Below are 20,781 nucleotides of genomic sequence, written 5' to 3' on the forward strand. Positions count from 1 at the left end.
ATCATGTGATGTCCGACAATCAGACTTCTCCAAACTCACGCGACTGGCTGCTGCTTATCGGCGGCAGCACTTACAAATTCACGCTAACCGGTTTTTATCTGGTCGCGCTGGTGGCCATTTTGAAAAACCACGGTTACAGCCTGAACCAACTAAGCTGGATTCATTTAATCGGCAGTATCGAAGCGGCGAAGGTGTTGTTTGCCGCGCTGATGGAGCGGCGGCCGGCGGGGCGGTTCGGGCGGTTTCGCGGCTGGCTGCTGGCGGCGACGCTGGGGCTTTCGGCGGTGTTCGGGTTGATGGCCTGTACCGACATCACGCAGAACTTCCCGCTACTTCTGGCCTGCTGCGTTTTACTCTCGGCCATGTCGGCAGTGTACGGCTGCGCAATGTTGGGCTTGTCATGCATCGTCCTGCCGCACCGCGAACGCGGTTTCGGCGGCGTGATTCAGACGATGGCGGCGCGCGGCGGCAAGATGATCGGCGGTGCGCTGGTGTTGTGGCTGTATCAGGAATACGGACAGACGGCGGCGGCCGGCTTTATACTGGCGTTCAGCCTGCTGATGTTGCTGCAACTCTTGTACTACCGCGAGCCGGAAAGCCCGACGGCGCAAGGCAGTTGGACGGCGTTGGCGACGCGGCTGGTTTCTTTTGGGCAACAACCTGAAACGGGCTGGCGGTGGCTGGTTTTGCTGTTTGCCGTTGCCGCACCATATGCGTTTATGGCGGCAACTTTTGTACCCAAGCTGGCGGATTTGGGCTTCACTCCGAAACAGACGGGAGGAATTTTGGCGGTAGGTATTCCTGTTGCCTGCCTGATTGTGACGCCGCTGTCGGGCTGGTTTTCGCGCAATTATCCGCGCCGCAGACTCGTGTTCCTGCTCTACGCGCTGCAACTGCCGTTTTTAGCGTCCATGACTGCCATCGATACGCTCGCCCGCGTCCACCATTGGCTGCCGCCAGCTCAAATCATCGCCCTGAGCCTGAGCTACACGCTGCTGCTGCCGGTGATACTGGCGTTGGTGATGGACAAATCAGACCGCGCCACCGCCGCACTCGACAGCAGCCTGCAATTTTCCGTGGTTCTGCTCGGCAGTTACGCAGCCGGTTTCGCCGCCCTGCGGCTGGCAAAGGCTATTGGTTATACAGATGCGTATTGGGTTGCAGTGTACTTGGCCGTATTGGTAGGCCTGCTTTTATATTTGAATAGAAATTTATTCAATCATTCAGAGTGTGACTCACAATAATTTGCTCAGATATTTATCCATCGATTTTAATTGAGCGCGTCTCCGGATAATTTTTCATTTTATTGCACAATCTCTCATGAAAATATAACAAAACGTGTCCATAATACTGCCGTTATTACACTCTTACATTCAAAAGGAACCTCATGACTGCTGTTCTCATCGTTCTCGGCTTGATTGCCATTGTCGTCGGCATCTTAGGCACTATTTATCCCGCCCTGCCCGGATTGGGTTTGATGTTTGGTGGCGCATGGTTGTTGGGTTATGCCGGCGATTATCAAGTGTTTGGCTCGGGTACGCTGACCTTTTTGGCCATCGTTGCCGTATTCGGTACTGCGATGGACTATGTGGCGGGCGCATTAGGTGCAAAATATACCGGCGCAAGTAAAACTGCGGTTTGGGGCGCGTTTATCGGCGGCATCGTCGGTGCATTCTTCTCTATTCCCGGCCTGTTGCTCGGCCCGTTGGCAGGCGCAGCCATCGGTGAATTTATCGCACGCAAAGACACATGGCAGGCTGGCAAAGTCGGTATCGGTACGTTTATCGGCTTCATCATCGGCACCGTGGCCAAAATCGGCTGCGCCTTGACCATTGCAATGACCATCCTGTTTGTTTGGTTGGCCTCGTTGTTCTAAGACAAAACATTAAAGGCCGTCTGAATTTCAAGCATTCAGACGGCCTTTTCATTTCATTGTTTATTTGCCGCAGCAGGCTTTGTATTTTTTACCGCTACCACACGGACAAGGATCGTTGCGACCCACTTTTTCGCCTTCGCGGCGGACGGTTTGCGGTTTATTGATGATGGCCTGCCAATACCAGTAAATATCCAGCAGGACATGCGGCAAATCAGATTCCAGCTGGGTCAGCTCTTTTTCATTTAGATGCAAGATGACTTCGCCGTTTTCCTCATCGTCATAAATACCGCCCAAAGCCATAATCGGGTAGAACAAATCTTCAAACTCTTCCTGATCGACTGCCTCAAACCAATCGGTAGGCACAATATCCAGTGCGTAAAGATAGGCGTTACACCATGTGTAGAAATCCGGATTGCCGGCTTCGTCTTCATAAAACCACAAATCCGGCAGGATTTTCTCATTGAGCTTCATGCGCATATCAGCGGCCATCGCCATGACCAAACGCTCGATTTCGGTACGCTCTTTGGCATCAAACAAAGATTCTTCACCCAAAATCTCAGGCAGCCAGTTGGTCGGATTCAAAGCATCCGGACCACTTAATAAAGCCATCATAAAACCTTGAACTTCATCACAACGCATGGTGTTGTGGGCTTCGGATTTGGCATCCAGCAATTCCATCAATCGGCTACGTGCCGCTTCATCAAAAGTCAGTATTTGCATTTTTGTTCCTTAAAATAAAATCGTATTATTGTTTTCAGACGGCCTGAGCATGGATACGCTGCCGCATTTGTTCAAACAGACAAACCGTTGCCGCCATCGCGACATTCAAGGATTCGGTTTGTCCCAACATGGGAATTTTGACACAGGCATCGGCCTTCTCTTTTATTCGTTCACTCACGCCGCTGCCTTCATTGCCAAATACCCAAGCGCAGGGTTGACTGAGGTTCATTTCATACAACCCGATATTGCGGCCACCCAAGGCGGTTGCCCAAATTGGATGCTGATACTTTTCCATCCAAGCGGATAATTCCACCCGGCTGAAAATAGATAGCAAAAAATGCGCGCCCATTCCCGCCCGCAACACTTTGGGCGACCAAATATCTACGGAATCATTGCTGCACACGATTTGCTTGACTCCGGCCGCCGCCGCGCTGCGCAAAATCGTCCCTGCATTACCGGGGTCTTGTACCCGCTCCAATACCACGCAATCGCCGTCTGAAGGCAAGCCTGCCTGTTTCGGAATATCAATCCAAGTCATCACATCATCGGCATCGGTCAAACTGGTGATTTTAGACAGAGCTTCGTTACCGACCCAAGTAATTAATCCCTCGTCCAACTGCGCCGTAATTTCTTGAATTTCAGGATATTGCTGTTTCTTTTCAGGCAGGTAAACCTGTTTGGGCGTACCGCCGCTTTGCAAATAAGTTTGCAGCAGATGTACGCCTTCCAATACGGTTTCACCGCTTTCGCGCCTTGCTTTGGCCTGTGTCAGCAGACGGAATAAATGTTTGAGCTGTTCGTTTTGAGCAGAGGTAATCAGTTTCATGGAGCGCATTATAACTGTTTTGACTTCTTTGAAGCTATGCTTTCAGACGGCCTGACGGTTTTACTGCAAAAATAAAAACCCTTGCCATAAAGCAAGGGTTTTGCATGATTTCATTTTTTACTGCACAACAGTCTGCTGCTCATTTTTTTGATCAGTACGGACAGTCGGACGGTTTTCAATCTTGCCATCTTGCGCCGCATTCGGCACAACGGTTTCACCTGGTTCGGAAGCCGCTTTATCAATAGGCGTACCGCTTACTGGAATGATATCTTGTGCAGGCTGAACATTAGACTTCTCGGCAACCGGCATAGCGTCACGAGAAGTTTGCGGCGTAAACTGCCATGCCGTCACAGCAATGGCACACACGCTGGCAGCGGCTGCAAAGAATTTAAAGAAGCCGTTATTGGCCGCTTCGCGATGAGTATATTTTTTCTGCTTGCCGGCAATCTCAGCTTGAGGCACTGTAAATGCTTTGCTTTGCATGGTTTCATCAGCCACCTTCGCAGCCGCACCCTGACGGATACAGTCGCCGATAATGTGGTACTCATGCCAAGCGCGCAATGCTTCCTCGTCTGCCAATACGGCATCCAGCATCTCATCAGTCAATGCTTCACCGTCCATCAATGCGGACACATACTCCAATGCTTTATTTGTTTTGTCATTCATTCTATTACCACCTTTGATCTTCAGAAGTATCCAACAGCGGCCGCAAATCTTTTGCAATCAGTTCACGCGCTCTGAAAATACGCGAACGTACTGTACCTATCGGACAATCCACTACCCGAGCTATTTCTTCGTAAGACAAGCCGTCCATTTCCCTAAGCGTAATGGCTTGACGCATATCGTCTGGCAGTTGCGCAATGCTTGCTTCGACGGTCTGCAAGATTTCCCGATTCATCATCTCAGCTTCCGGCGTATGGTAATCCGCAATCTGATCGGTTAAATCAAGAACATCTCCTTCCTCATTGGCTGCTTCCGAACTGACAAAAAACTGACGACCCGAAGTGGTCAGGAAATTCTTTGCCGTATTGATGCCGATACGGTACAGCCATGTATAAAATGCACTCTCACCTCGAAAATTAACCAGCGCACGATAAGCCCTAATCATTGCCTCTTGGGTTACATCGTGCACTTCATGCTCATCCTGAATAAAACGGGAAATCAGTCTGTTTAGCCGACGCTGATATTTGGACATCAGCATCTCGAATGCCTTATGGTCACCTTTCTGCGCGCGCTCCACCAAAACTTGATCTATTTGGCGATCGTTCATACCCACCCTTTAATCGTTTTACTGCTTTAAACCAAAAAATAGTAAAGCGTGCTGTGCACAATAAAGACAACACTGCTTTGAAATAGTTCCATAAGATTACATTTAATGGCAAAAGTTTATTCGTGTAGGTACTCTAATATAAGCTGTATTGCTTAATATACCTACACTTAGCACAAGTAGTTAAATTACTGACACTTACCAAATTTAGAGTTATTTACTTTACTTTTGCCATATATTCGACCAACTTTCTATGAACTGGCAGATAGCCTTGCTCTATCTGAACATCGCTTCCAACCCTAAGGTTAGCAACAGCAAGGCACTTGTTGCCCAGACTTATGATAATCGGCCAATATTTACGCACGAGTGGCATGATATGACACTCTTGCAATAGTTTTTCGACTGATTTTTCCCTCTGCCCGGACTGAATCACGTCGCCCTCGGATACAGTTCTAAGCACTGCCTGCTTCTCCAACTCCTCTTCCGGCAAACCGCCTTTAAAAGGTAATAAAACAAAACCGTTTTCCAGCAAAATATCTTTCAGACGGCCTCGAACTTCCCCACCATTACACCAAGGCAACTGTTGAAATTCACTTTCTTGCCAAATAAACAACTGATCCCGATAGGCAACCAATTCGCCGTTTGGAAAACTCAACTGCGCCTGTTCTGCGGTTTCCAATACTCGGGCAAAATCGGCAATGCTGTGATAAGAAGGCAATGATTCCGTTTGCTTTCGCAAAAAATACCAAAGCAACCGACGGCGCAAAAGCGGCGTACATTGCCGCCACAGACTGATATTGAATATTCCGTCCGGACTGATGCGCTGATATTCAGACTCAATCAATTCATCTAAAAGCTGCAAATCTTCCTGCAATAATCGGATATTGGCACAAATTTGCCGCTCAAAATTCGGAATACGCTGCTGCCATTGCGGCAAGGCCTGATTTCTCATCCAATTGCGTAAATAGACAGGATCCTCGTTACTTTCGTCTTCGACAAAAGGCAGTCCCCATTGTTGCGCATACTCTGCCAATTCCTGACGGGAAAATACCAAAAGCGGCCGCCAGATTTGGATCTCTTCATTTAAATCACGCCACACCGGCATGGCCGCCATACCGCGCAATCCGCCGCCGCGTACGGCCGACAGCATAAATGTTTCAATTTGATCATTGCGATGGTGTGCCAAAACAATAATTTTCTTCAGGCCGTCTGAAAATGCCTGATATCGTGCAGTCCTAGCCGCCGCCTCCAAACCTTTTCCTTGTTTTTCCACATTGACACGGCACACCCGCAAGGCAACATTCAAACGCTGACAATAATCCTGACAAAATTTTGCCCAACTGTCGGCATTGGTGCTTAAACCATGATGAACATGGACGGCACGCAAATCAAAACGGCGAAATTCACGCATCCGGTGCAAAAGATGCAACAGGACAACGGAATCCAATCCGCCGCTCAAACCGACTTCAAAAACAGTATGGTTCGGCAAATCAGGAAAAGCTGCTTGAAAACTTTTGAATAAGGAATCAGGGGATAGTTGCGACATTTCAGACGGCCTGAAATTATGAATGACTCAAAAATAGAATACAAAAAAAGCAAGCAGCGGCATCTGCTTGCTTTTTCAGCAGTCAAACTTATTTATCGGTAAATTTACCGTAAGCCATGATGCGGTCGAAACGGCGGGAAAGCAAATCAGGCATGGTCATGCTTTGCGCTTCGCTTAATTGCTGTTCCAAAACGGTTTTAACGTTTTTCATCGTGGTTTCGTAATCACGGTGTGCACCGCCCAACGGCTCGTCAATGACTTTATCGATGAGATCCAATTCTTGCAGGCGTTTGGCGGTAATGCCCAATGCTTGTGCGGCGTCTGCTGCTTTTTCGGCAGTTTTCCAAAGAATAGAGGCGCAACCTTCGGGAGAAATTACCGAATAGGTCGAGTATTGCAGCATATTGATGTAGTCACCGACAGCCACTGCCAACGCGCCACCCGAACCGCCTTCGCCGATGATGGTACACAATACCGGTACATGCAGGCGGGTCAGTTCGTACAAATTACGGCCGATGGCTTCGGACTGGCCGCGCTCTTCCGCGCCAATGCCCGGATACGCACCCGGAGTATCGACAAAAGTCATGACCGGAATATTGAATTTCTCGGCAGTCTGCATCAAGCGCAGCGCTTTACGGTAACCTTCGGGACGCGGCATACCGAAATTGCGGCGGATTTTTTCTTTGGTATCGCGGCCTTTCTGATGGCCAATGACCATCACGCTTTGACCGTTGAAACGTGCCAAACCGCCGATAATAGCATGATCGTCAGAATAATGGCGGTCGCCGTGCAACTCTTCAAAATCGGTAAAAATACCGTTGATGTAGTCCAAAGTATAAGGACGCTGCGGATGGCGGGACACTTGTGAAATTTGAGCCGGAGTCAGCTTGCTGAAAATTGACTTGGTCAACTCGTTGCTTTTCTTTTGCAGTCTGGCAATCTCGTCGGAAATATCGACGGCAGATTCGTCTTGCACGAATCGCAACTCGTCGATTTTATTGGTTAGTTCGGCGATGGGTTGTTCAAAGTCCAAAAAAACGGGTTTCATAAAACGAAGCTCTCGGTAATGGTTGCTGACATGATACGCTAATCAGACGTATTTGACAGCATTTCTCAAAGGGAAACTGCCATCTTTTGCAATAAAAAACTTTCAGACGGCCTTTAACAAAGAAATAGTATATCTGCACTAAATGTATGGCGTGCCGTATCTTATGATAAACTTCAATTCAGTTCAATCATTTCAAACAGGCTATGAAAAACGATCATGACAATTCGTCCATGCGCTTGGACAAATGGCTGTGGGCCGCGCGCTTTTTCAAGACCCGCGCGTTGGCACAAAAACATATTGAGCTGGGCAGGGTTTTGGTAAACGGCTCGAAAGTGAAAAACAGCAAAAATATTTCCGCCGGCGACACCATCGACATGACTTTGAACTCCCTACCCTACAAATTCAAAGTCGCCGCGCTCAATCATCAACGCCGCCCGGCACCGGAAGCGCGTTTACTTTACGAAGAAGACATGAAAACGGCTGCCGAACGCGAAGCTCAAAAACAGCTCGACCAAGCCAGCCGCATCAGTGCCGCTTATCCGGACGGACGCCCGACCAAACGCGACCGCCGCCAGCTTGACCGCATGAAGCGCGATAGCTGGTAAAGCGTTTCATCCATTGTTTCAGACAGCGCCCTATATTCATGCCGTCTGAAAACCAAAAACAGGCAGGACATCCTGCCTGTTTTTTATTTGTGATGATTAAAATTTATATTCTAACTGACCACGAATAACGTTCACGTCCTGCTTATCCGTACCAACGGTAGGCGTAACCTGTTTGCCGGCCAAATAGAAGCCTTTGAGTTTCCAGTTTTTCCAAGGAATATAGGTCGCACCGATTTGCACGCCTTGGACGTTTTTGCTGTAATCCTCAACAGAAGAGACACCGGACAACGAGCCGACGCGGCGGTAGTTCAAGAATACATCGTAAGAATTACGGACGTTCCAATCGGCCGATTTATAGCGCACTTCAGTGAACACGCCGTCATTTTTGATTTTTTGTCCGGCATCATTATAAGCTTTGATATTGGACTTGCTGACCGCAGCCATCCAACGCCAATCGTCATTAAATTTAATGTCCGTACCAATTTCCCCGAAGACCGCATTTTTCTTCGCACCGCGTACATCGATGTCTTTCATATAGCTAACGGTTGCGCCGACGTTGATATTCTCATTCACAGGCAACACGCTTTGAACCGCGGCAAAATGTCTGCGGCGGCCGCCGATGCCCCATGCGTTGTCGTTCAGATTGCCTGTACGGCGGCCCGCATAGATTTTGGTCGGCAGGGTTTTATTGTCAAAGAAAATTTCGCCACCGGTAACTTCGGTATCCCATACGCGGCCGTATGAAGAGAACGCGCCAAATTTACCGACACGCGCTTTGATGTTGTTGTACACAGTCCCTTCGGCATACAGTTTATTGACCGGCACATCATGATCGCCGTTGAATTTACCGGTTTCCAAATCGATATTCGGCTCGATTTGCGCTACCAATTTCCAATCTTTGTACAGTTTTGCGCGTAACCAAAACTCCGCGTTGAAGTTGGCATTGGTGTCTTCAGGCGTCGGATTAACGCTACTGTTGTTGGCATTGATGTCTTTGGTATCCGCACGTACGCGCAAACCGCCGTTCACAGTCAACAAATCATTGAAAATGCTGATTTTATCGTCATCTTTGCGAATGATGCTGCCGGAATTGACATAATCATTGGTGGTGGCCAAAGCCGCCGCATCACGCCAGCCATCAGCATTCTCTGCCAATGAATAAGATGATGAAGCCAATAAAATACAGGTTGCAATCAGTTTGGTTTGAAATTTCATGCCGACTCTCCAAAAGAAGGTATTGAAAGTGAAGTATTCGATAAAGCGTACAAAATCGTGGATTTTGTAAAAATTATTCATTTTGTTTACTAATTATTTTTATCGTATGTAAATTAGTGTAATCAGTCAAGCAGATTTAAACGCTTTCTCCGCTTTCAGACGGCCTCTTGATTCAGGTCAAACAGAAGCCTGCATATCAGGTTGTTCAAACTGCCGTTCCAAGGCATCGGCCAATGCCGTCCTGCGTTTTTGGTGGCATCCCACAGCCTGACACAATTCCTCTGCATTTCCCCAAAACACAAAACGTTCACGCGCGCGGGTAATGGCTGTGTAAAGCAAAGCCTTATCCAATCCTCGGGTTTCCTCCTCGCCCTCCGTCGTTGCGGGCACTGACGGCGGCAACAGCCATACTTCCCGATATTCCGAACCTTGGCTCTTGTGCACCGTCATGGCAAAAGCCGATTCAAAATCGGGCAAACGGCTGATGGCAATTTTTTTAAATCCATCTTTCTCAGGAAAATAGGCAGACAAACCATTCAACGATTCTTCATCTTTCATAATCAGCCCGATGTCGCCGTTAAACACTTCCAGCATGTAATCATTGTGGGTAATCATGATGATTTGTCCGGCAAACCAAGGCGTTTCGCCCGAAACCTTGCCCTGCCATTGCAAGTATTCTTGATAAGCCTGATTCAAATCATCCGCATCCTGCCGCCAAGCCGCCAATACCACCACATCGGCTGCATGACCGTAGGCGAGTGCAACATTATTCTCTGCCACGGCCTGCCAATAATCCTGTTGCTTTTGATACAGCAAGGCGACCTGCTCTTTCAGACGGCCTGATTTCATTTCCAACTCTTTGGGAAACTTGTCAAACTGTTCGACCGCGGTTTGCTTTTCCCCGGACACCACCGCCCTTGCCAAACAGCCGATACCGCTGTCTGCACCAAAACGGTGGCTGAACGTCAATTTGGCATTGTTTTGCGATAAAGCCTGAGGCCGCTCTTTAATCTCAAAGCCATGATTGGGCAGGTACACTTCCAGCTTTTCAGCAGTTTCTTTATCCAAAGCCGTCGGACGCGACAACGCCGCCAATACGGCACCCAAGCCAACCGACGGCAACTGGTTTTCATCGCCCAGCAACACCAGACGGCAACCGGTCGGCACGGCGCGCAATAAATCCAACACCAGCGGCAAATCCAACATCGAAGCCTCATCCACCACCAAAACATCCAAAGCAAGCGGATGTTCATGATTGAACGCAGGGCGCATTTGCGACGGCCGCAATTTCAACAATCGATGGACAGTCTGTCCTTCCAAGTTTTCCAAATGCGCTTTAATGTTCGGAGACAAATCAAAGCCATCCAAAGCACGCTGCAAAGCCCGTGCCATATGTGCAGCCGCTTTACCCGTCGGCGCGGCCAACGCAATACGGGGCAGCTTCGTACTGTTATTGCAAATCAGGCCCAAAAGCTTTGCGACGGTCGTCGTCTTACCCGTACCCGGCCCGCCGGTAATCAGCATAAAGTTTTGCAGCAAGGCCAAAGCCGCAGCATCCCTCTGCTCTTTACTGTCTTTAGGATCAAACCAGTCGCTCAGGCTTTTTGAAGCCGCCATGAAATTCACTTCTTCCGCCTCGGCACTGGCCAGCCGTTTGATTTCGACAGCCAAATCATGCTCCAACTGCCACATCCGCCCTAAAAACAATTTCCTGCCTTGCAGGATAAGCGGTTTATCCGCATTGCCGACTAAATTCGGCAAGTTGCTTAAGGCATCGACATCCGCTTTATCCAAGTAAATAAACGAATGCCCGTTTTGCAAGGCTGCAAACAGTCGAACCACATAAGGCTCAATAACGGATGCGCCCTGTACTTCGTGGCGGCGGAAAAACGCTATGGCCGCATCTGCGGCAGAGGAAAGGATAAAGTCGGTCGGGTTCATGGCTCAGGATTGATGGATACGGAAAAAGAAAGGCCGTCTGAAAAACAGTGTTTCCATAAATGAAAACCTATTTTTCAGACGGCCTCTATTATACCGTTCAAAGCATAAAATATTTGCCTGAAATAATAACCTTATTGCAGCACTTGCAGGCTGCCGTCTTTCATGGTCATTACCCGGTCGAAACGTTCAGCCAGCTCGTCATCATGGGTCACCACAATCAGGCTGGTGTTCAATTCGCGTTTCAAATCCAGCATCATGTCCAGCACATTTTGCGCATTTTTACGGTCAAGGTTACCCGTCGGCTCATCTGCCAACAGGCATTTCGGCTCATTAACCAAAGCACGGGCAATCGCCGCACGCTGACGCTCGCCGCCGGAAAGTTCGCTTGGACGGTGCAGCATACGCTTGTCCAAGCCGACCTTCTTCAGCATCTTGACAGCCTTCTCCTCAGCCATAGCCTTGGGCATTTTGCCGATTAAAAGCGGCATCATGACATTTTCCAACGCAGAAAACTCAGGCAATAGATGGTGGAACTGATACACAAAGCCCAAATAACGGTTGCGCAATTCGCCCAACTGTTTTTGGCTCAAACCGCCCAAATCCTGATCCATCAGTATTACCTTACCTTCAGACGGCATATCCAAACCACCAAGAAGGTGCAGCAACGTAGATTTACCGCTGCCTGATGAACCAATAATACTCACGCTTTCCGCTTCGGCAACTTCAAAATCCAAATGATTCAACACTTGTACATTCAATGCGCCGTCATTATAGCTTTTGCCAACGCCGATACATTTCAAAATTGTCTTACTCATAACGCAAAGCCTCCGCAGGTTGGGTTTTCGCAGCACGCCAGCTCGGATACAGTGTGGCGATAAATGCCAAGCCAAGCGAAATGCAGGCAATAACGGCGACGTCCTTCAAGTTCACATCACTAGGCAGGTAATCGATGAAATAAACTTGAGAGTTAATCAAATGAACGCCAAACAGGTCTTCAAAAAACGCGACAATCTTGCCGACATTCCAACCCAGCAATACACCGCATACCACGCCCACAAGCGTACCGAAGAACCCCGCAAAAGCACCCTGCACCAAGAAAATCTTCATGACACCACCCGGAGACAAACCCAAAGTACGCAAAATCGCAATATCGGCTTGTTTTTCCGTTACCGCCATTACCAAAGACGAGACAAGGTTAAACGCAGCAACCGCGATAATCAGCGTCAAAATGATGAACATCATGCGTTTTTCCAACTCAACGGCTTCAAAATAGCTGCGGTTGTTAAACGTCCAGTCGCGCACCCATACTTCATCTTTTTTAGCATCAGGAATCAACTTGGCAATGAAAGACGGCGCATTCTGCGGATCAGCCAATCGTAAACGCAGCCCACCGACATTTTCACCCAGTCGATACAAGACTTGCGCATCCTTGATATGCGTCATGGCCAATGTGTTATCGACTTCATAAACACCGGTTTTTACCACACCGACCACATTAAACTGCTTCAAGCGCGGCACCACGCCTGCAGGAGTAACATTACCCTCCGGCGTAATCACAGTAACTTTACCGCCAAGCTCCGTACCCAATGCCTCAGCCAGCCCTTGACCTAAAATAATATCAAATTCGCCCGGCTTCAAATCGTCAAAACTGCCGGCCGGCATATCCTTGCCGTAATCAACGACATTTTTTTCTTCAGACGGCAAGATACCGCGTATCTGTACACCGCGCACTTCTCCTGCATTGGCAAGCAAAGCTTGATCGGAAACATAAGGCGCGCTGGCCAATACTTCCTTTTTGCCTTTTACAAATTCGCGCAAATTCTGCCAACCCGGCGCACTGCCGACATCGTAATAGCCGATTTCCGCATGAGGTGCGACGTTCAACAATTGACCGCGTATCTCTTTCTGAAATCCGTTCATTACCGATAACACCACAATCAGCGCCGTTACGCCCAAGGCGATACCGGCGATTGAAATCATGGTAATAAATGACATAAAGCCGTTGCGTTTTTTCGCACGCAAATAGCGCAGGCCTATCCAAGTTTCTAAAGAAGCCATTCAAAAATGCCTCATTCGTTTGTCAAAAAAGGCTTATTGTACCGTAAAACCGACAGGTCGTCCGATTGCCCGACTGATGTGGCATTCAGGGATATAGTGTATGTAAAACCATGTATCTTCCAGTAAATTCCGCCGAAAAACTTGCACAATCGCCCAATCGCCCTTATTCTGAAGCTGTGACTCGTTTTGTCACCATCAAAAAGGAAATACACTAATGAACAGCAAAAAATTCTTGGCCCTCGTATCCGTAGCTGTAGGTTTGTCATTCAGCTTCAATGCATATGCCGCCAAAGAAATCAAAATCAGTTCAAACAATACCGCTTACTCCGACGCCGATGTTCAAAAACTGGCAGCCACTGCTGTCGGCATGGGCGTAAAAGAACCTGTCAGCCTCAACAGCGGAAACGGTGTTGTTACCGTATCCGGTAGCAGCGCAACCAAATGCGCATTTAAAGTCGGCAACGGCGATACGCCTCAAATTCAAGGCGTGAGCTGCAAATAATCTGATTTCATCAATGAAAAGGCCGTCTGAAAGACTTTCAGACAGCCTTTTTATATTGACATTTAAGATTGGATGTTTCGTCTATCGTAAACAGCCTGAGCCAAAGTACCGGCATCCACATATTCCATCTCGCCGCCCAAAGGGATTCCTCTTGCCAACCGGCTGACTTTATAAGGAAGATTTTTAAACAATTCCGCCAACACATACGCTGTCGCGTCGCCTTCGGCTGTGAAGTTGGTTGCAATGATAATTTCCTCAATATCACTCGCCTGCAGACGGGCCACCAGCTTATCTAATGCGACTGCCGAAATATCCATGCCCTGCGCCGGACTGACTTGCCCCATCAAAACAAAATACAGGCCATCATGGCAATTGGCCGCCTCCATGCTGGAGACATCCGCCGGCATATGCACAATCATCAAACGACTTTTATCGCGTTTTTCGTCTGCGCAAATTTCACACAAATCGCCTTCGCAAAATGTGTTGCACATCCGACAATGCTGCACCTGCCTCAAAGCAAACTGCAAAGCGTCCACCAATTCTTGCGCTTCTTCGCGTTTGTACTGCAAAAGCTGGTAAGCCATACGTTGTGCAGATTTCGGTCCGACATTGGGCAATATTTTTAATGCATTAATCAAGCGGACAAAGGCATCAGGATTTTTATTCATGATTTCAGACGGCCTTTAAAAAGATGGCTAAAAATAAGAAAACAGCCGGAATTCATCCGGCTGCCCTACTCTAATATTCTGCTTATTCGGCAGCATTATTAACTTGTTGTGCACCTTGCGTACGATCGATTTTCTTATCCAAATACTGGAGCAAGGCATCGAAAACATTGGCAGAAAGCTGCTGAACCAAAGCCTGTTTGGCAGCCGGAATCTGTGAATCGGCATTTTCAGGAGCGGAAACACTCTGAACTTCCATAATCACCGGCGCAGGCATACCTTCCAACAATGTATACGCAGGTTTGCCGCCGACAGGACGAGCTTTCAGCAAAGCCGCATAAGCCTCCGGAGACATGGTTTTACGTGCATCTTGCGCGCTCAACTGAGAAACAGGCGACCATTGAACATCGGCAGTTTTACCGGCTTTCAATGCGGCCAAAGTTTCTTGGGCTTTTTTCTCTGCCAGTTTAGCGGCTTCAGAGCGCTGATATGCTGCACGGACAGTGTCTTTGACTTCCGCAAATGGTGCGATTTTCTCTTCGCGCACTTCTTTCGCACGAATGACCCAAACGGTATCGTTGTTGATGGCGATCACTTCAGAATTGTGTTTTTTCTTCAGTACATCATCACTAAACGCGGCATTAATCAACGCTTCAGGCAAGCCGGCTTCCTTCGCGCCCGCTTTGGTCACCCATTCATCCAGGCTTTCTACTTTCAAACCTGAATTGGCGGCTGCTTTTGCCAGAGAAGACGGATCATTGAAGGTATCTTCACCCAGTTTTTCTTTAGCGGCATTAAAGGCAGAAGCTGCTTTTTTCAGTTTCAAGGCTGCTTCGATACGCGCTTTGGCTTGTTCCAAAGTCGGCTCAGCTTCGACATTCAAAACTTTAATGACGTGATAACCCAAAGACGATTTAACGGTATCGCTGACTTCGCCTTTGCCCAATGCAAATGCCGCTTTATCAAATTCCGGCCCGAAGCCGCTGCCGCCGCTTTTGCTCAGATAACCCAAGTTGCCGCCTTTATTGCTGCTGGACAAGTCTTTGGAATACTTGGCCGCCAGTTCGGCAAACGAATCCGGATGTGCTTTAAGCTCCGCAGCCATTTTGTCCACTTCGGCTTTAATTTCCGCATTGCTTGCTTCATCTCCGTTAGGCATAACCGGAATGAAAATATGCGCAATTTCGGCTCTTGGCGACAAATCTACGCTTTTGCTGTCGTAAGCTTTTTGTACTTCTTCCGCACTGACGGTTTGTTTGTCAGCCAAATCTTTGATGTTCAAAGCCACATATTCCAGCTTAACAGCTTGAGGAATCAAGTAATCTTTTTTATGCGCTTCATAATACTTTTGCAAAGCCGTATCATCTACTTTTACTTGTGCCACAAATGCTTCAGGGCTGAAAGTAAATGAACGGATGGTACGCGTAGCTTGAGTCAGGTTAATCAATTGACGCGCTTGCGCATCGCTGACCAAAGCGCCGTTTTGCACCAAATTCAACAGATTTTGCAATTGGAACTGTTCACGGATATCTTCAACGAACTGATCCTCGGTCATCCTGCGTTGATCCAAATATTTCTTGAGCAAATCCTGGCTGAATTTACCGGAAGCATCATGGAAATTCGGATCATCCACAATGACTTGCTTGATTTGTTCCTGAGACACAGCGATGCCCATCAGCTTGGCACCCTGCTTCAGATAAGCACGTTGCAATAACGATTGGAATACCGCATCACGCGAAGGCGCATTATTGCCGGCAGCCTGCTCGTTTTGTATCGCAATCTGTAAAGCGTGTTCGCTGACTTTCTCATCCCCGACTTTGACAATGTAATCAGAACCCGGCGAAGACAAATTATTGGCACCGAATCCAATAAAGGTCAGACCGATGATACCTAAAACAATCTGGGCGGGTGTTTTATATTTTTCAACAATATGGAACATATTTATCCAAAAGAAAAGTTTGGCGCGGTAGCTACAAAATGCTGCCGCAAAAATCTTAAAATCCTGAAAACAGGCTCAAAGCGCGTATTGTAACGTATTTTTTCAAGGCTTGCTTTTTCAGACGGCCTAAAAACCTAAAAATGCCTTATCCGAAAATTTCCTGATACGCTTCTACTGAAAATCCGACATGAACCTGCCCTTCTTTGACCAACACAGGCCGCTTGATGATGCTGGGATTCTCCACCATCAAAGCAATCGCACCTTCTTTTGTGACGGCAGATTCCTGCGCATCTTTATCCAGCTTGCGCCAAGTCGTACCTCTTTTATTGAGCAAAATCTCCAAATCCGCCTGCTCCAGCCAGCCATCAATCAATTCGGCAGTTGGGGCGTTTTTCTTAAAATCTATAAACTCAAACTCAATGCCGTTTTCAGTCAACCAGTTACGCACTTTTTTAACCGTATCGCAATTGGGAATACCGTATAGTTTTATCATCTTATTTATCCTTGTTTTCATTCATGAAATCACAAATTCAGGCCGTCTGAAACCTTTCAGACGGCCTGATTTAAATACCGCTTATTTCTTAGCAGCTTTCTTCACTTTAATCTTCACGCTTTTGCCTTGGGCGTTATTTTTACGCCCGGCCTTAACAGAGGCTGTTTTCGCCTGCGCTTTTTTCTTACCTGCGGCTTTAGGTTTACTTGGTTTAGTAGGCTTGGAAGCAGGTTTGCTTTTTACCTTACCCTTCTTTGCCTTCGCGGGAACAGCCAACGCTTCATCAATTTCTTTAGCTGAAAGTTTACGCTTACGTTTTTCGACAGGTTTGTCAGCAGCTATCGGCTTACTCACAGGTTTTGTTTTTCTACCGCCGCGTTTCTTACCGACTGAACCGCCGCTGATTAAGGTCAAATCAATCTTGCTGGTATCCAAATCGGCACGCGCGACTTTTACAGTAACCGTATCGCCCATATTGAAACGGACACCGCTGCGTTCGCCCTCAATCGCCATAATTTCAGGACGGAAGTTGAAATAATCCTCTCCCAAATCGCTGATGTGAACCAAGCCGTCGATATGAATATCGTCCAAGGTTACAAAAATACCGAAGCTGGTCATGCCCGAAATCTTGCCGCTGAAGACTTCGCCGACTTTGTCGCGCATATAATAAGTTTTCAGCCAGTTTTCCACATCGCGGCTGGCATCGTCGGCTCGGCGCTCGCAGAAAGAGGTATGTACGCCCAAAGCCTGCCAGGTTTTATTGGGTTGATAAGTTTGTCCGTTCAATACAGCTTTGATGGCACGATGCACCGTCAAATCCGGATAACGGCGGATAGGCGAAGTAAAGTGTGCATATGCACCATAAGCCAAACCAAAGTGACCGTCGCAATGCGGCTCATAAACCGCCTGTTGCATAGAACGCAACATCATCACTTGCAACAGCTCCGCATCCGGACGGTTTTTAAATTGTTCGGCAAGCGCAGCATAGTCTTTCGGTGTCGGGTTGTCTCCGCCGCCCAAACTCAGACCCAGCAAACCAAGCTGCTCGCGTAAAGTGGCCAGTTTTTCGGGAGTCGGGCCCAAGTGATTGCGGAACAAAGCCGTATGTTTGTTTTTCAGCAAGAACTCTGCCGCGCAAACATTCGCCGCCAACATACATTCTTCAATCAGCTTGTGCGCATCGTTGCGGACAACGGGAACAATCTTGTCGATTTTACCGTTGTCGTCAAAAATCATCTGGGTTTCAATGCTCTCAAATTCAACCGCGCCACGCTCGAAACGTTTTTTCTGCAAGATTTTAAATAATTTATACAGAGTATCGATTTGCGGTTTAAACGGATGATCCCGGCCGTCTGAAATCCAATCCCAAACTTGATTATAAGTCAGTCGCGCATGCGAACGCATTACTGCCGGATAGAAACGGTATTCCTTGATATTGCCGGCATAAGTAATCACCATATCGCACACCATACACAGGCGTTCAACATCAGGATTGAGCGAGCAGATGCCGTTGGACAAATTCTCCGGCAGCATCGGAATCACACGGCGCGGGAAATACACGCTGGTACTGCGTTCTTGAGCATCTACATCAATCGCGTCATCCGGGCGGACATAATGACTGACATCGGCTATCGCTACCACCAAACGGTAATTGCGGCCGATTTTTTCGGCAAAAACCGCATCGTCAAAGTCCCGCGCAGTTTCACCGTCAATGGTTACCAAAGGCAAATCGCGTAGGTCCACGCGTCCTTTCAAGTCGGTTTTACGCACATGATCGGGAATTTTCTTCGCGGCTTTGACACATGCTTCGCTGAATTGATGAGGCAAATGGTGCTTGCGCACGGCGATTTCGATTTCCATACCGCTGTCGGCATAATCGCCCAACACTTCAATGATTTTCGCTACGGCAGGACGGTTTTGCTCGGGGTAAGTCTCAATTTCACCGACAATGACTTGACCGGATTGCGGTTTAAAGTGCGCTACGCTTTCAGGTTCCAAAACAATGCTTTGATTCAAGCGTTTGTCTTCGGCCTCCAAAATCGCCACGCCGCGATCCATATAAAAACGGCCGACCACTTTAGACTGCGCACGCTCCACTACATCTAAAACCGTACCTTCGCGACGGCCTCTGCGGTCGATACCGGCAGGACGCACGGTAACAATATCCCCGTGCATCACGCCGCGCATCTGACGCTCATACAAAACGAAATCGCCCTCGCCTGTCGGCGTAAGCGGCACGGCAAAACCAAAACCGTCTTTATGCGCTTCGACACGGCATTTAACCAATGCCAATTTTTCTGCCGCACATACCGCGCCACGTCGATTAATCAATACCTGGCCATCGCGCGCCATCGCTTTCAGACGGCGCTCGAAGAATTCATATTCATCTTCTGCAATCGACAATTCATGCGCCAAAGCTTCGATTTTTGTCGGCACACCTTTTTGTTCCAATAATTCAATGACCCATTCACGGCTGGGCAACGGATGAGCGTAACGTTGTTTCTCCCGCTCTAAATACGGGTCTTTTTCTCGTAAATTTAAAGATTTAGTATTTTTGTTCATTTTGATGGTTGACATTCTTTTTTTAAAATATATAATAGCTGCTTCTTCGCAGTACAGGTAGTCAACTCTACCTGAAATTGAAGAATAAAGCAAAGCCCAGGTGGCGGAATTGGTAGACGCGCTAGCTTCAGGTGCTAGTGTCCTCGCGGGCGTGGAAGTTCGAGTCTTCTCCTGGGCACCAAATAATTTGGTGCTTCTTTGCTTAAGAAAATTTAAATTGCCCAGGTGGCGGAATTGGTAGACGCGCTAGCTTCAGGTGCTAGTATCCTCACGGGTGTGGAAGTTCGAGTCTTCTCCTGGGCACCACTGATAAATCAATCAGTCAAGTTTTTATATTATTCTGATAATAAGTCAGGATAATAGTCCACAGAGAGGTGGATGAGTGGTTTAAGTCGCACGCCTGGAAAGCGTGTATACGTGAATAGCGTATCGAGGGTTCGAATCCCTTCCTCTCTGCCAGATACTAAAGACACCAGTTAACGGTGTCTTTTTTCATATCTACTCTTTTTGAATATGGTTGATCCCGTCTATCTGAACATGACGTGATGTCTTATCAAGTATCTTACCCTAGCAACATTTTGATGAAAATTCGTGATTTATCCTAAAATCCCGATACCATTTTCCCCTGATATAAAATCTGCCCTATACGTTTATTTCATCATAATGAAAGGCCGTCTGAAACTGTTCAGACGGCCTCTTTCTTAAAACCTACCAAATCCCAAACCATTGTTTATCAGACTGCTTTTTATTACCGTTCTGCTGTTCGTGGTTTTGACGGCGAAATTGCCAAGGAGCTTGCGGATTGTCTTTTTTCCATAAGCCTTTACGTTTTTCCTTGGCTTGTTTTTGTGCGGCCGAATAGTCGGTGTAGGCGGTTTTACTTTGTTGTTTTTTAGCATAGCTTTCGTAATGCCATGCGGCGCCATCCCGTATCTGCATTAAATTCAAGTCAATCGTGCCGACTGATACTTGGGCAACTTCACGCTGATAGCGGTCACTTTCAAACACGCGTACTTTGGCTTTTTTATTCAATGCGGCATCAATCAGATTGTCTCGTGATTGTGTACCATAGGCCTGATTGATTTCCGGCGCATCGATATAGGCCATGCGGATTTTGTGTTTTCGGCCGTCGCTATCGATAATGTGTATGGTATCGCCATCATGGATTTTGATAATTTTTCCGTTGTATGTGTAAGTTTGTCGCGATGCCTTTTGTTTTTGTTTCTGTTCTTGCTTGGGCTCAGCTTCGGTTTTGGTGTCAGATGTGGCTTTGATGACATTTTCTCCCAGCCATTCATTGACCTTTTCCAAACCGATATTGTCGTTTTGTGCCAATGTTGCGGCAACGCTTACCCCGCTACGAATCAACTCGGTATCGCGTGAACTATAGCCCAGGGCGCCCAACACGGATAAAACAACGGGCAACCATTTTATAATTTTACTGATTTGCATATTTTGCCAAATTGAAGGCCGTCTGAAAGACCTGATGTACTTTCAGACGGCCTTTAAGGTTGATTA

At 47.6% G+C, this 20,781-nt stretch carries 19 protein-coding genes and 3 tRNA genes; 7 read left to right on the forward strand and 15 right to left on the reverse strand.

Annotated elements, in window-relative coordinates; all coding sequences use genetic code 11:
- Positions 1–8: 8 nt before the first annotated feature.
- A complete protein-coding gene (locus HMPREF2596_RS07105; RefSeq protein ID WP_070850525.1) occupies positions 9–1,244 on the forward strand; it encodes an MFS transporter in 1,236 nt (411 codons plus the stop codon).
- Between the two features lie 143 nt (positions 1,245–1,387).
- Positions 1,388–1,876 carry a DUF456 domain-containing protein gene (locus tag HMPREF2596_RS07110; RefSeq protein ID WP_049322764.1) on the forward strand — a complete coding sequence of 163 codons (489 nt, stop codon included), beginning with the start codon at positions 1,388–1,390 and terminating at the stop codon, positions 1,874–1,876.
- Between the two features lie 60 nt (positions 1,877–1,936).
- Here the strand turns inward: HMPREF2596_RS07110 and HMPREF2596_RS07115 are convergent, their stop codons facing one another.
- The 6 genes from HMPREF2596_RS07115 to HMPREF2596_RS07140 all read right to left on the reverse strand — a co-directional run bounded on the left by HMPREF2596_RS07115 (position 1,937) and on the right by HMPREF2596_RS07140 (position 7,283).
- The gene (locus tag HMPREF2596_RS07115; protein WP_049348483.1) at positions 1,937–2,596 is read right to left on the reverse strand and encodes a YecA family protein; all 660 of its coding nucleotides are present in this window, start codon (positions 2,594–2,596) and stop codon (positions 1,937–1,939) included.
- 34 nt (positions 2,597–2,630) lie between these two features.
- On the reverse strand, positions 2,631–3,422 hold the full coding sequence (locus tag HMPREF2596_RS07120; RefSeq protein WP_070850710.1) for a TrmH family RNA methyltransferase: 792 nt from the start codon (positions 3,420–3,422) through the stop codon (positions 2,631–2,633).
- A 117-nt stretch (positions 3,423–3,539) separates the two neighbouring features.
- Positions 3,540–4,088, reverse strand: a complete 549-nt coding sequence (locus HMPREF2596_RS07125) for a sigma-E factor negative regulatory protein (protein ID WP_070850526.1) — start codon at positions 4,086–4,088, stop codon at positions 3,540–3,542.
- A 4-nt stretch (positions 4,089–4,092) separates the two neighbouring features.
- Positions 4,093–4,692, reverse strand: coding sequence for an RNA polymerase sigma factor RpoE (gene rpoE, locus HMPREF2596_RS07130; protein WP_004519728.1), 600 nt, complete (start codon positions 4,690–4,692; stop codon positions 4,093–4,095).
- Between the two features lie 214 nt (positions 4,693–4,906).
- A complete protein-coding gene (gene tilS, locus HMPREF2596_RS07135) occupies positions 4,907–6,235 on the reverse strand; it encodes a tRNA lysidine(34) synthetase TilS (protein WP_070850528.1) in 1,329 nt (442 codons plus the stop codon).
- Positions 6,236–6,323: 88 nt separating this feature from the next.
- On the reverse strand, positions 6,324–7,283 hold the full coding sequence (locus HMPREF2596_RS07140; protein WP_049322761.1) for an acetyl-CoA carboxylase carboxyltransferase subunit alpha: 960 nt from the start codon (positions 7,281–7,283) through the stop codon (positions 6,324–6,326).
- Between the two features lie 203 nt (positions 7,284–7,486).
- On the opposite strand from HMPREF2596_RS07140, the gene HMPREF2596_RS07145 reads away from it, so the two are divergent.
- Positions 7,487–7,888, forward strand: a complete 402-nt coding sequence (locus HMPREF2596_RS07145) for an RNA-binding S4 domain-containing protein (RefSeq protein ID WP_003679090.1) — start codon at positions 7,487–7,489, stop codon at positions 7,886–7,888.
- A gap of 96 nt (positions 7,889–7,984) precedes the next feature.
- Here the strand turns inward: HMPREF2596_RS07145 and HMPREF2596_RS07150 are convergent, their stop codons facing one another.
- The 4 genes from HMPREF2596_RS07150 to HMPREF2596_RS07165 form a co-directional block, all read right to left on the reverse strand.
- Positions 7,985–9,184, reverse strand: a complete 1,200-nt coding sequence (locus HMPREF2596_RS07150) for a hypothetical protein (RefSeq protein WP_070850530.1) — start codon at positions 9,182–9,184, stop codon at positions 7,985–7,987.
- 96 nt (positions 9,185–9,280) lie between these two features.
- Positions 9,281–11,044 (reverse strand): exodeoxyribonuclease V subunit alpha, encoded by a 1,764-nt coding sequence (gene recD, locus HMPREF2596_RS07155; protein WP_070850532.1) that lies wholly within the window; start codon positions 11,042–11,044, stop codon positions 9,281–9,283.
- A 131-nt stretch (positions 11,045–11,175) separates the two neighbouring features.
- Positions 11,176–11,859 carry a lipoprotein-releasing ABC transporter ATP-binding protein LolD gene (gene lolD / locus HMPREF2596_RS07160; RefSeq protein ID WP_003679081.1) on the reverse strand — a complete coding sequence of 228 codons (684 nt, stop codon included), beginning with the start codon at positions 11,857–11,859 and terminating at the stop codon, positions 11,176–11,178.
- Complete coding sequence (locus HMPREF2596_RS07165) at positions 11,852–13,102, reverse strand: lipoprotein-releasing ABC transporter permease subunit (protein WP_003746931.1); 1,251 nt, start codon at positions 13,100–13,102, stop codon at positions 11,852–11,854. The genes lolD and HMPREF2596_RS07165 overlap by 8 nt, the downstream gene beginning before the upstream one ends.
- A gap of 214 nt (positions 13,103–13,316) precedes the next feature.
- Between HMPREF2596_RS07165 and HMPREF2596_RS07170 the strand changes: the two genes are divergently transcribed.
- The gene (locus HMPREF2596_RS07170) at positions 13,317–13,604 is read left to right on the forward strand and encodes a hypothetical protein (RefSeq protein WP_003683377.1); all 288 of its coding nucleotides are present in this window, start codon (positions 13,317–13,319) and stop codon (positions 13,602–13,604) included.
- Between the two features lie 62 nt (positions 13,605–13,666).
- On the opposite strand, the gene recR is transcribed toward HMPREF2596_RS07170, so the two are convergent.
- The 4 genes from recR to rnr form a co-directional block, all read right to left on the reverse strand.
- Positions 13,667–14,272 (reverse strand): recombination mediator RecR, encoded by a 606-nt coding sequence (gene recR, locus HMPREF2596_RS07175; RefSeq protein WP_070850534.1) that lies wholly within the window; start codon positions 14,270–14,272, stop codon positions 13,667–13,669.
- A gap of 82 nt (positions 14,273–14,354) precedes the next feature.
- Positions 14,355–16,208 (reverse strand): SurA N-terminal domain-containing protein, encoded by a 1,854-nt coding sequence (locus tag HMPREF2596_RS07180; RefSeq protein ID WP_070850536.1) that lies wholly within the window; start codon positions 16,206–16,208, stop codon positions 14,355–14,357.
- Between the two features lie 145 nt (positions 16,209–16,353).
- Positions 16,354–16,701, reverse strand: coding sequence for an arsenate reductase (locus tag HMPREF2596_RS07185; protein WP_070850538.1), 348 nt, complete (start codon positions 16,699–16,701; stop codon positions 16,354–16,356).
- Between the two features lie 81 nt (positions 16,702–16,782).
- Complete coding sequence (rnr, locus tag HMPREF2596_RS07190; RefSeq protein ID WP_114139672.1) at positions 16,783–19,263, reverse strand: ribonuclease R; 2,481 nt, start codon at positions 19,261–19,263, stop codon at positions 16,783–16,785.
- Positions 19,264–19,357: 94 nt separating this feature from the next.
- On the opposite strand from rnr, the gene HMPREF2596_RS07195 reads away from it, so the two are divergent.
- The 3 genes from HMPREF2596_RS07195 to HMPREF2596_RS07205 all read left to right on the forward strand — a co-directional run bounded on the left by HMPREF2596_RS07195 (position 19,358) and on the right by HMPREF2596_RS07205 (position 19,722).
- A tRNA-Leu gene (locus HMPREF2596_RS07195) sits at positions 19,358–19,444 on the forward strand.
- A gap of 38 nt (positions 19,445–19,482) precedes the next feature.
- Positions 19,483–19,569, forward strand: a tRNA-Leu gene (locus tag HMPREF2596_RS07200).
- 62 nt (positions 19,570–19,631) lie between these two features.
- Positions 19,632–19,722: transfer RNA gene (locus tag HMPREF2596_RS07205), tRNA-Ser, on the forward strand.
- Positions 19,723–19,971: 249 nt separating this feature from the next.
- Here the strand turns inward: HMPREF2596_RS07205 and HMPREF2596_RS07210 are convergent.
- Entirely contained in the window at positions 19,972–20,715 is a 744-nt protein-coding gene (locus tag HMPREF2596_RS07210) for a thermonuclease family protein (RefSeq protein ID WP_070850542.1), read from the reverse strand.
- Between the last annotated feature and the right edge of the window lie 66 nt (positions 20,716–20,781).

Origin of the sequence: Neisseria sp. HMSC078C12 (assembly GCF_001838065.1) — a bacterium.
In the GTDB taxonomy this organism is placed as follows: Bacteria; Pseudomonadota; Gammaproteobacteria; order Burkholderiales; family Neisseriaceae; genus Neisseria.

Excerpts from the sequence above, each read along its gene's own strand:
- HMPREF2596_RS07105 (WP_070850525.1), top strand. The coding sequence starts at position 9 with ATGTCCGACAATCAGACTTCTCCAAACTCACGCGACTGGCTGCTGCTT.
- HMPREF2596_RS07110 (WP_049322764.1), top strand. The coding sequence starts at position 1,388 with ATGACTGCTGTTCTCATCGTTCTCGGCTTGATTGCCATTGTCGTCGGC.
- HMPREF2596_RS07115 (WP_049348483.1), bottom strand. The coding sequence starts at position 2,596 with ATGCAAATACTGACTTTTGATGAAGCGGCACGTAGCCGATTGATGGAA.
- HMPREF2596_RS07120 (WP_070850710.1), bottom strand. The coding sequence starts at position 3,422 with ATGAAACTGATTACCTCTGCTCAAAACGAACAGCTCAAACATTTATTC.
- HMPREF2596_RS07125 (WP_070850526.1), bottom strand. The coding sequence starts at position 4,088 with ATGAATGACAAAACAAATAAAGCATTGGAGTATGTGTCCGCATTGATG.
- rpoE (WP_004519728.1), bottom strand. The coding sequence starts at position 4,692 with ATGAACGATCGCCAAATAGATCAAGTTTTGGTGGAGCGCGCGCAGAAA.
- tilS (WP_070850528.1), bottom strand. The coding sequence starts at position 6,235 with ATGTCGCAACTATCCCCTGATTCCTTATTCAAAAGTTTTCAAGCAGCT.
- HMPREF2596_RS07140 (WP_049322761.1), bottom strand. The coding sequence starts at position 7,283 with ATGAAACCCGTTTTTTTGGACTTTGAACAACCCATCGCCGAACTAACC.
- HMPREF2596_RS07145 (WP_003679090.1), top strand. The coding sequence starts at position 7,487 with ATGAAAAACGATCATGACAATTCGTCCATGCGCTTGGACAAATGGCTG.
- HMPREF2596_RS07150 (WP_070850530.1), bottom strand. The coding sequence starts at position 9,184 with ATGAATAATTTTTACAAAATCCACGATTTTGTACGCTTTATCGAATAC.
- recD (WP_070850532.1), bottom strand. The coding sequence starts at position 11,044 with ATGAACCCGACCGACTTTATCCTTTCCTCTGCCGCAGATGCGGCCATA.
- lolD (WP_003679081.1), bottom strand. The coding sequence starts at position 11,859 with ATGAGTAAGACAATTTTGAAATGTATCGGCGTTGGCAAAAGCTATAAT.
- HMPREF2596_RS07165 (WP_003746931.1), bottom strand. The coding sequence starts at position 13,102 with ATGGCTTCTTTAGAAACTTGGATAGGCCTGCGCTATTTGCGTGCGAAA.
- HMPREF2596_RS07170 (WP_003683377.1), top strand. The coding sequence starts at position 13,317 with ATGAACAGCAAAAAATTCTTGGCCCTCGTATCCGTAGCTGTAGGTTTG.
- recR (WP_070850534.1), bottom strand. The coding sequence starts at position 14,272 with ATGAATAAAAATCCTGATGCCTTTGTCCGCTTGATTAATGCATTAAAA.
- HMPREF2596_RS07180 (WP_070850536.1), bottom strand. The coding sequence starts at position 16,208 with ATGTTCCATATTGTTGAAAAATATAAAACACCCGCCCAGATTGTTTTA.
- HMPREF2596_RS07185 (WP_070850538.1), bottom strand. The coding sequence starts at position 16,701 with ATGATAAAACTATACGGTATTCCCAATTGCGATACGGTTAAAAAAGTG.
- rnr (WP_114139672.1), bottom strand. The coding sequence starts at position 19,263 with ATGAACAAAAATACTAAATCTTTAAATTTACGAGAAAAAGACCCGTAT.
- HMPREF2596_RS07210 (WP_070850542.1), bottom strand. The coding sequence starts at position 20,715 with ATGCAAATCAGTAAAATTATAAAATGGTTGCCCGTTGTTTTATCCGTG.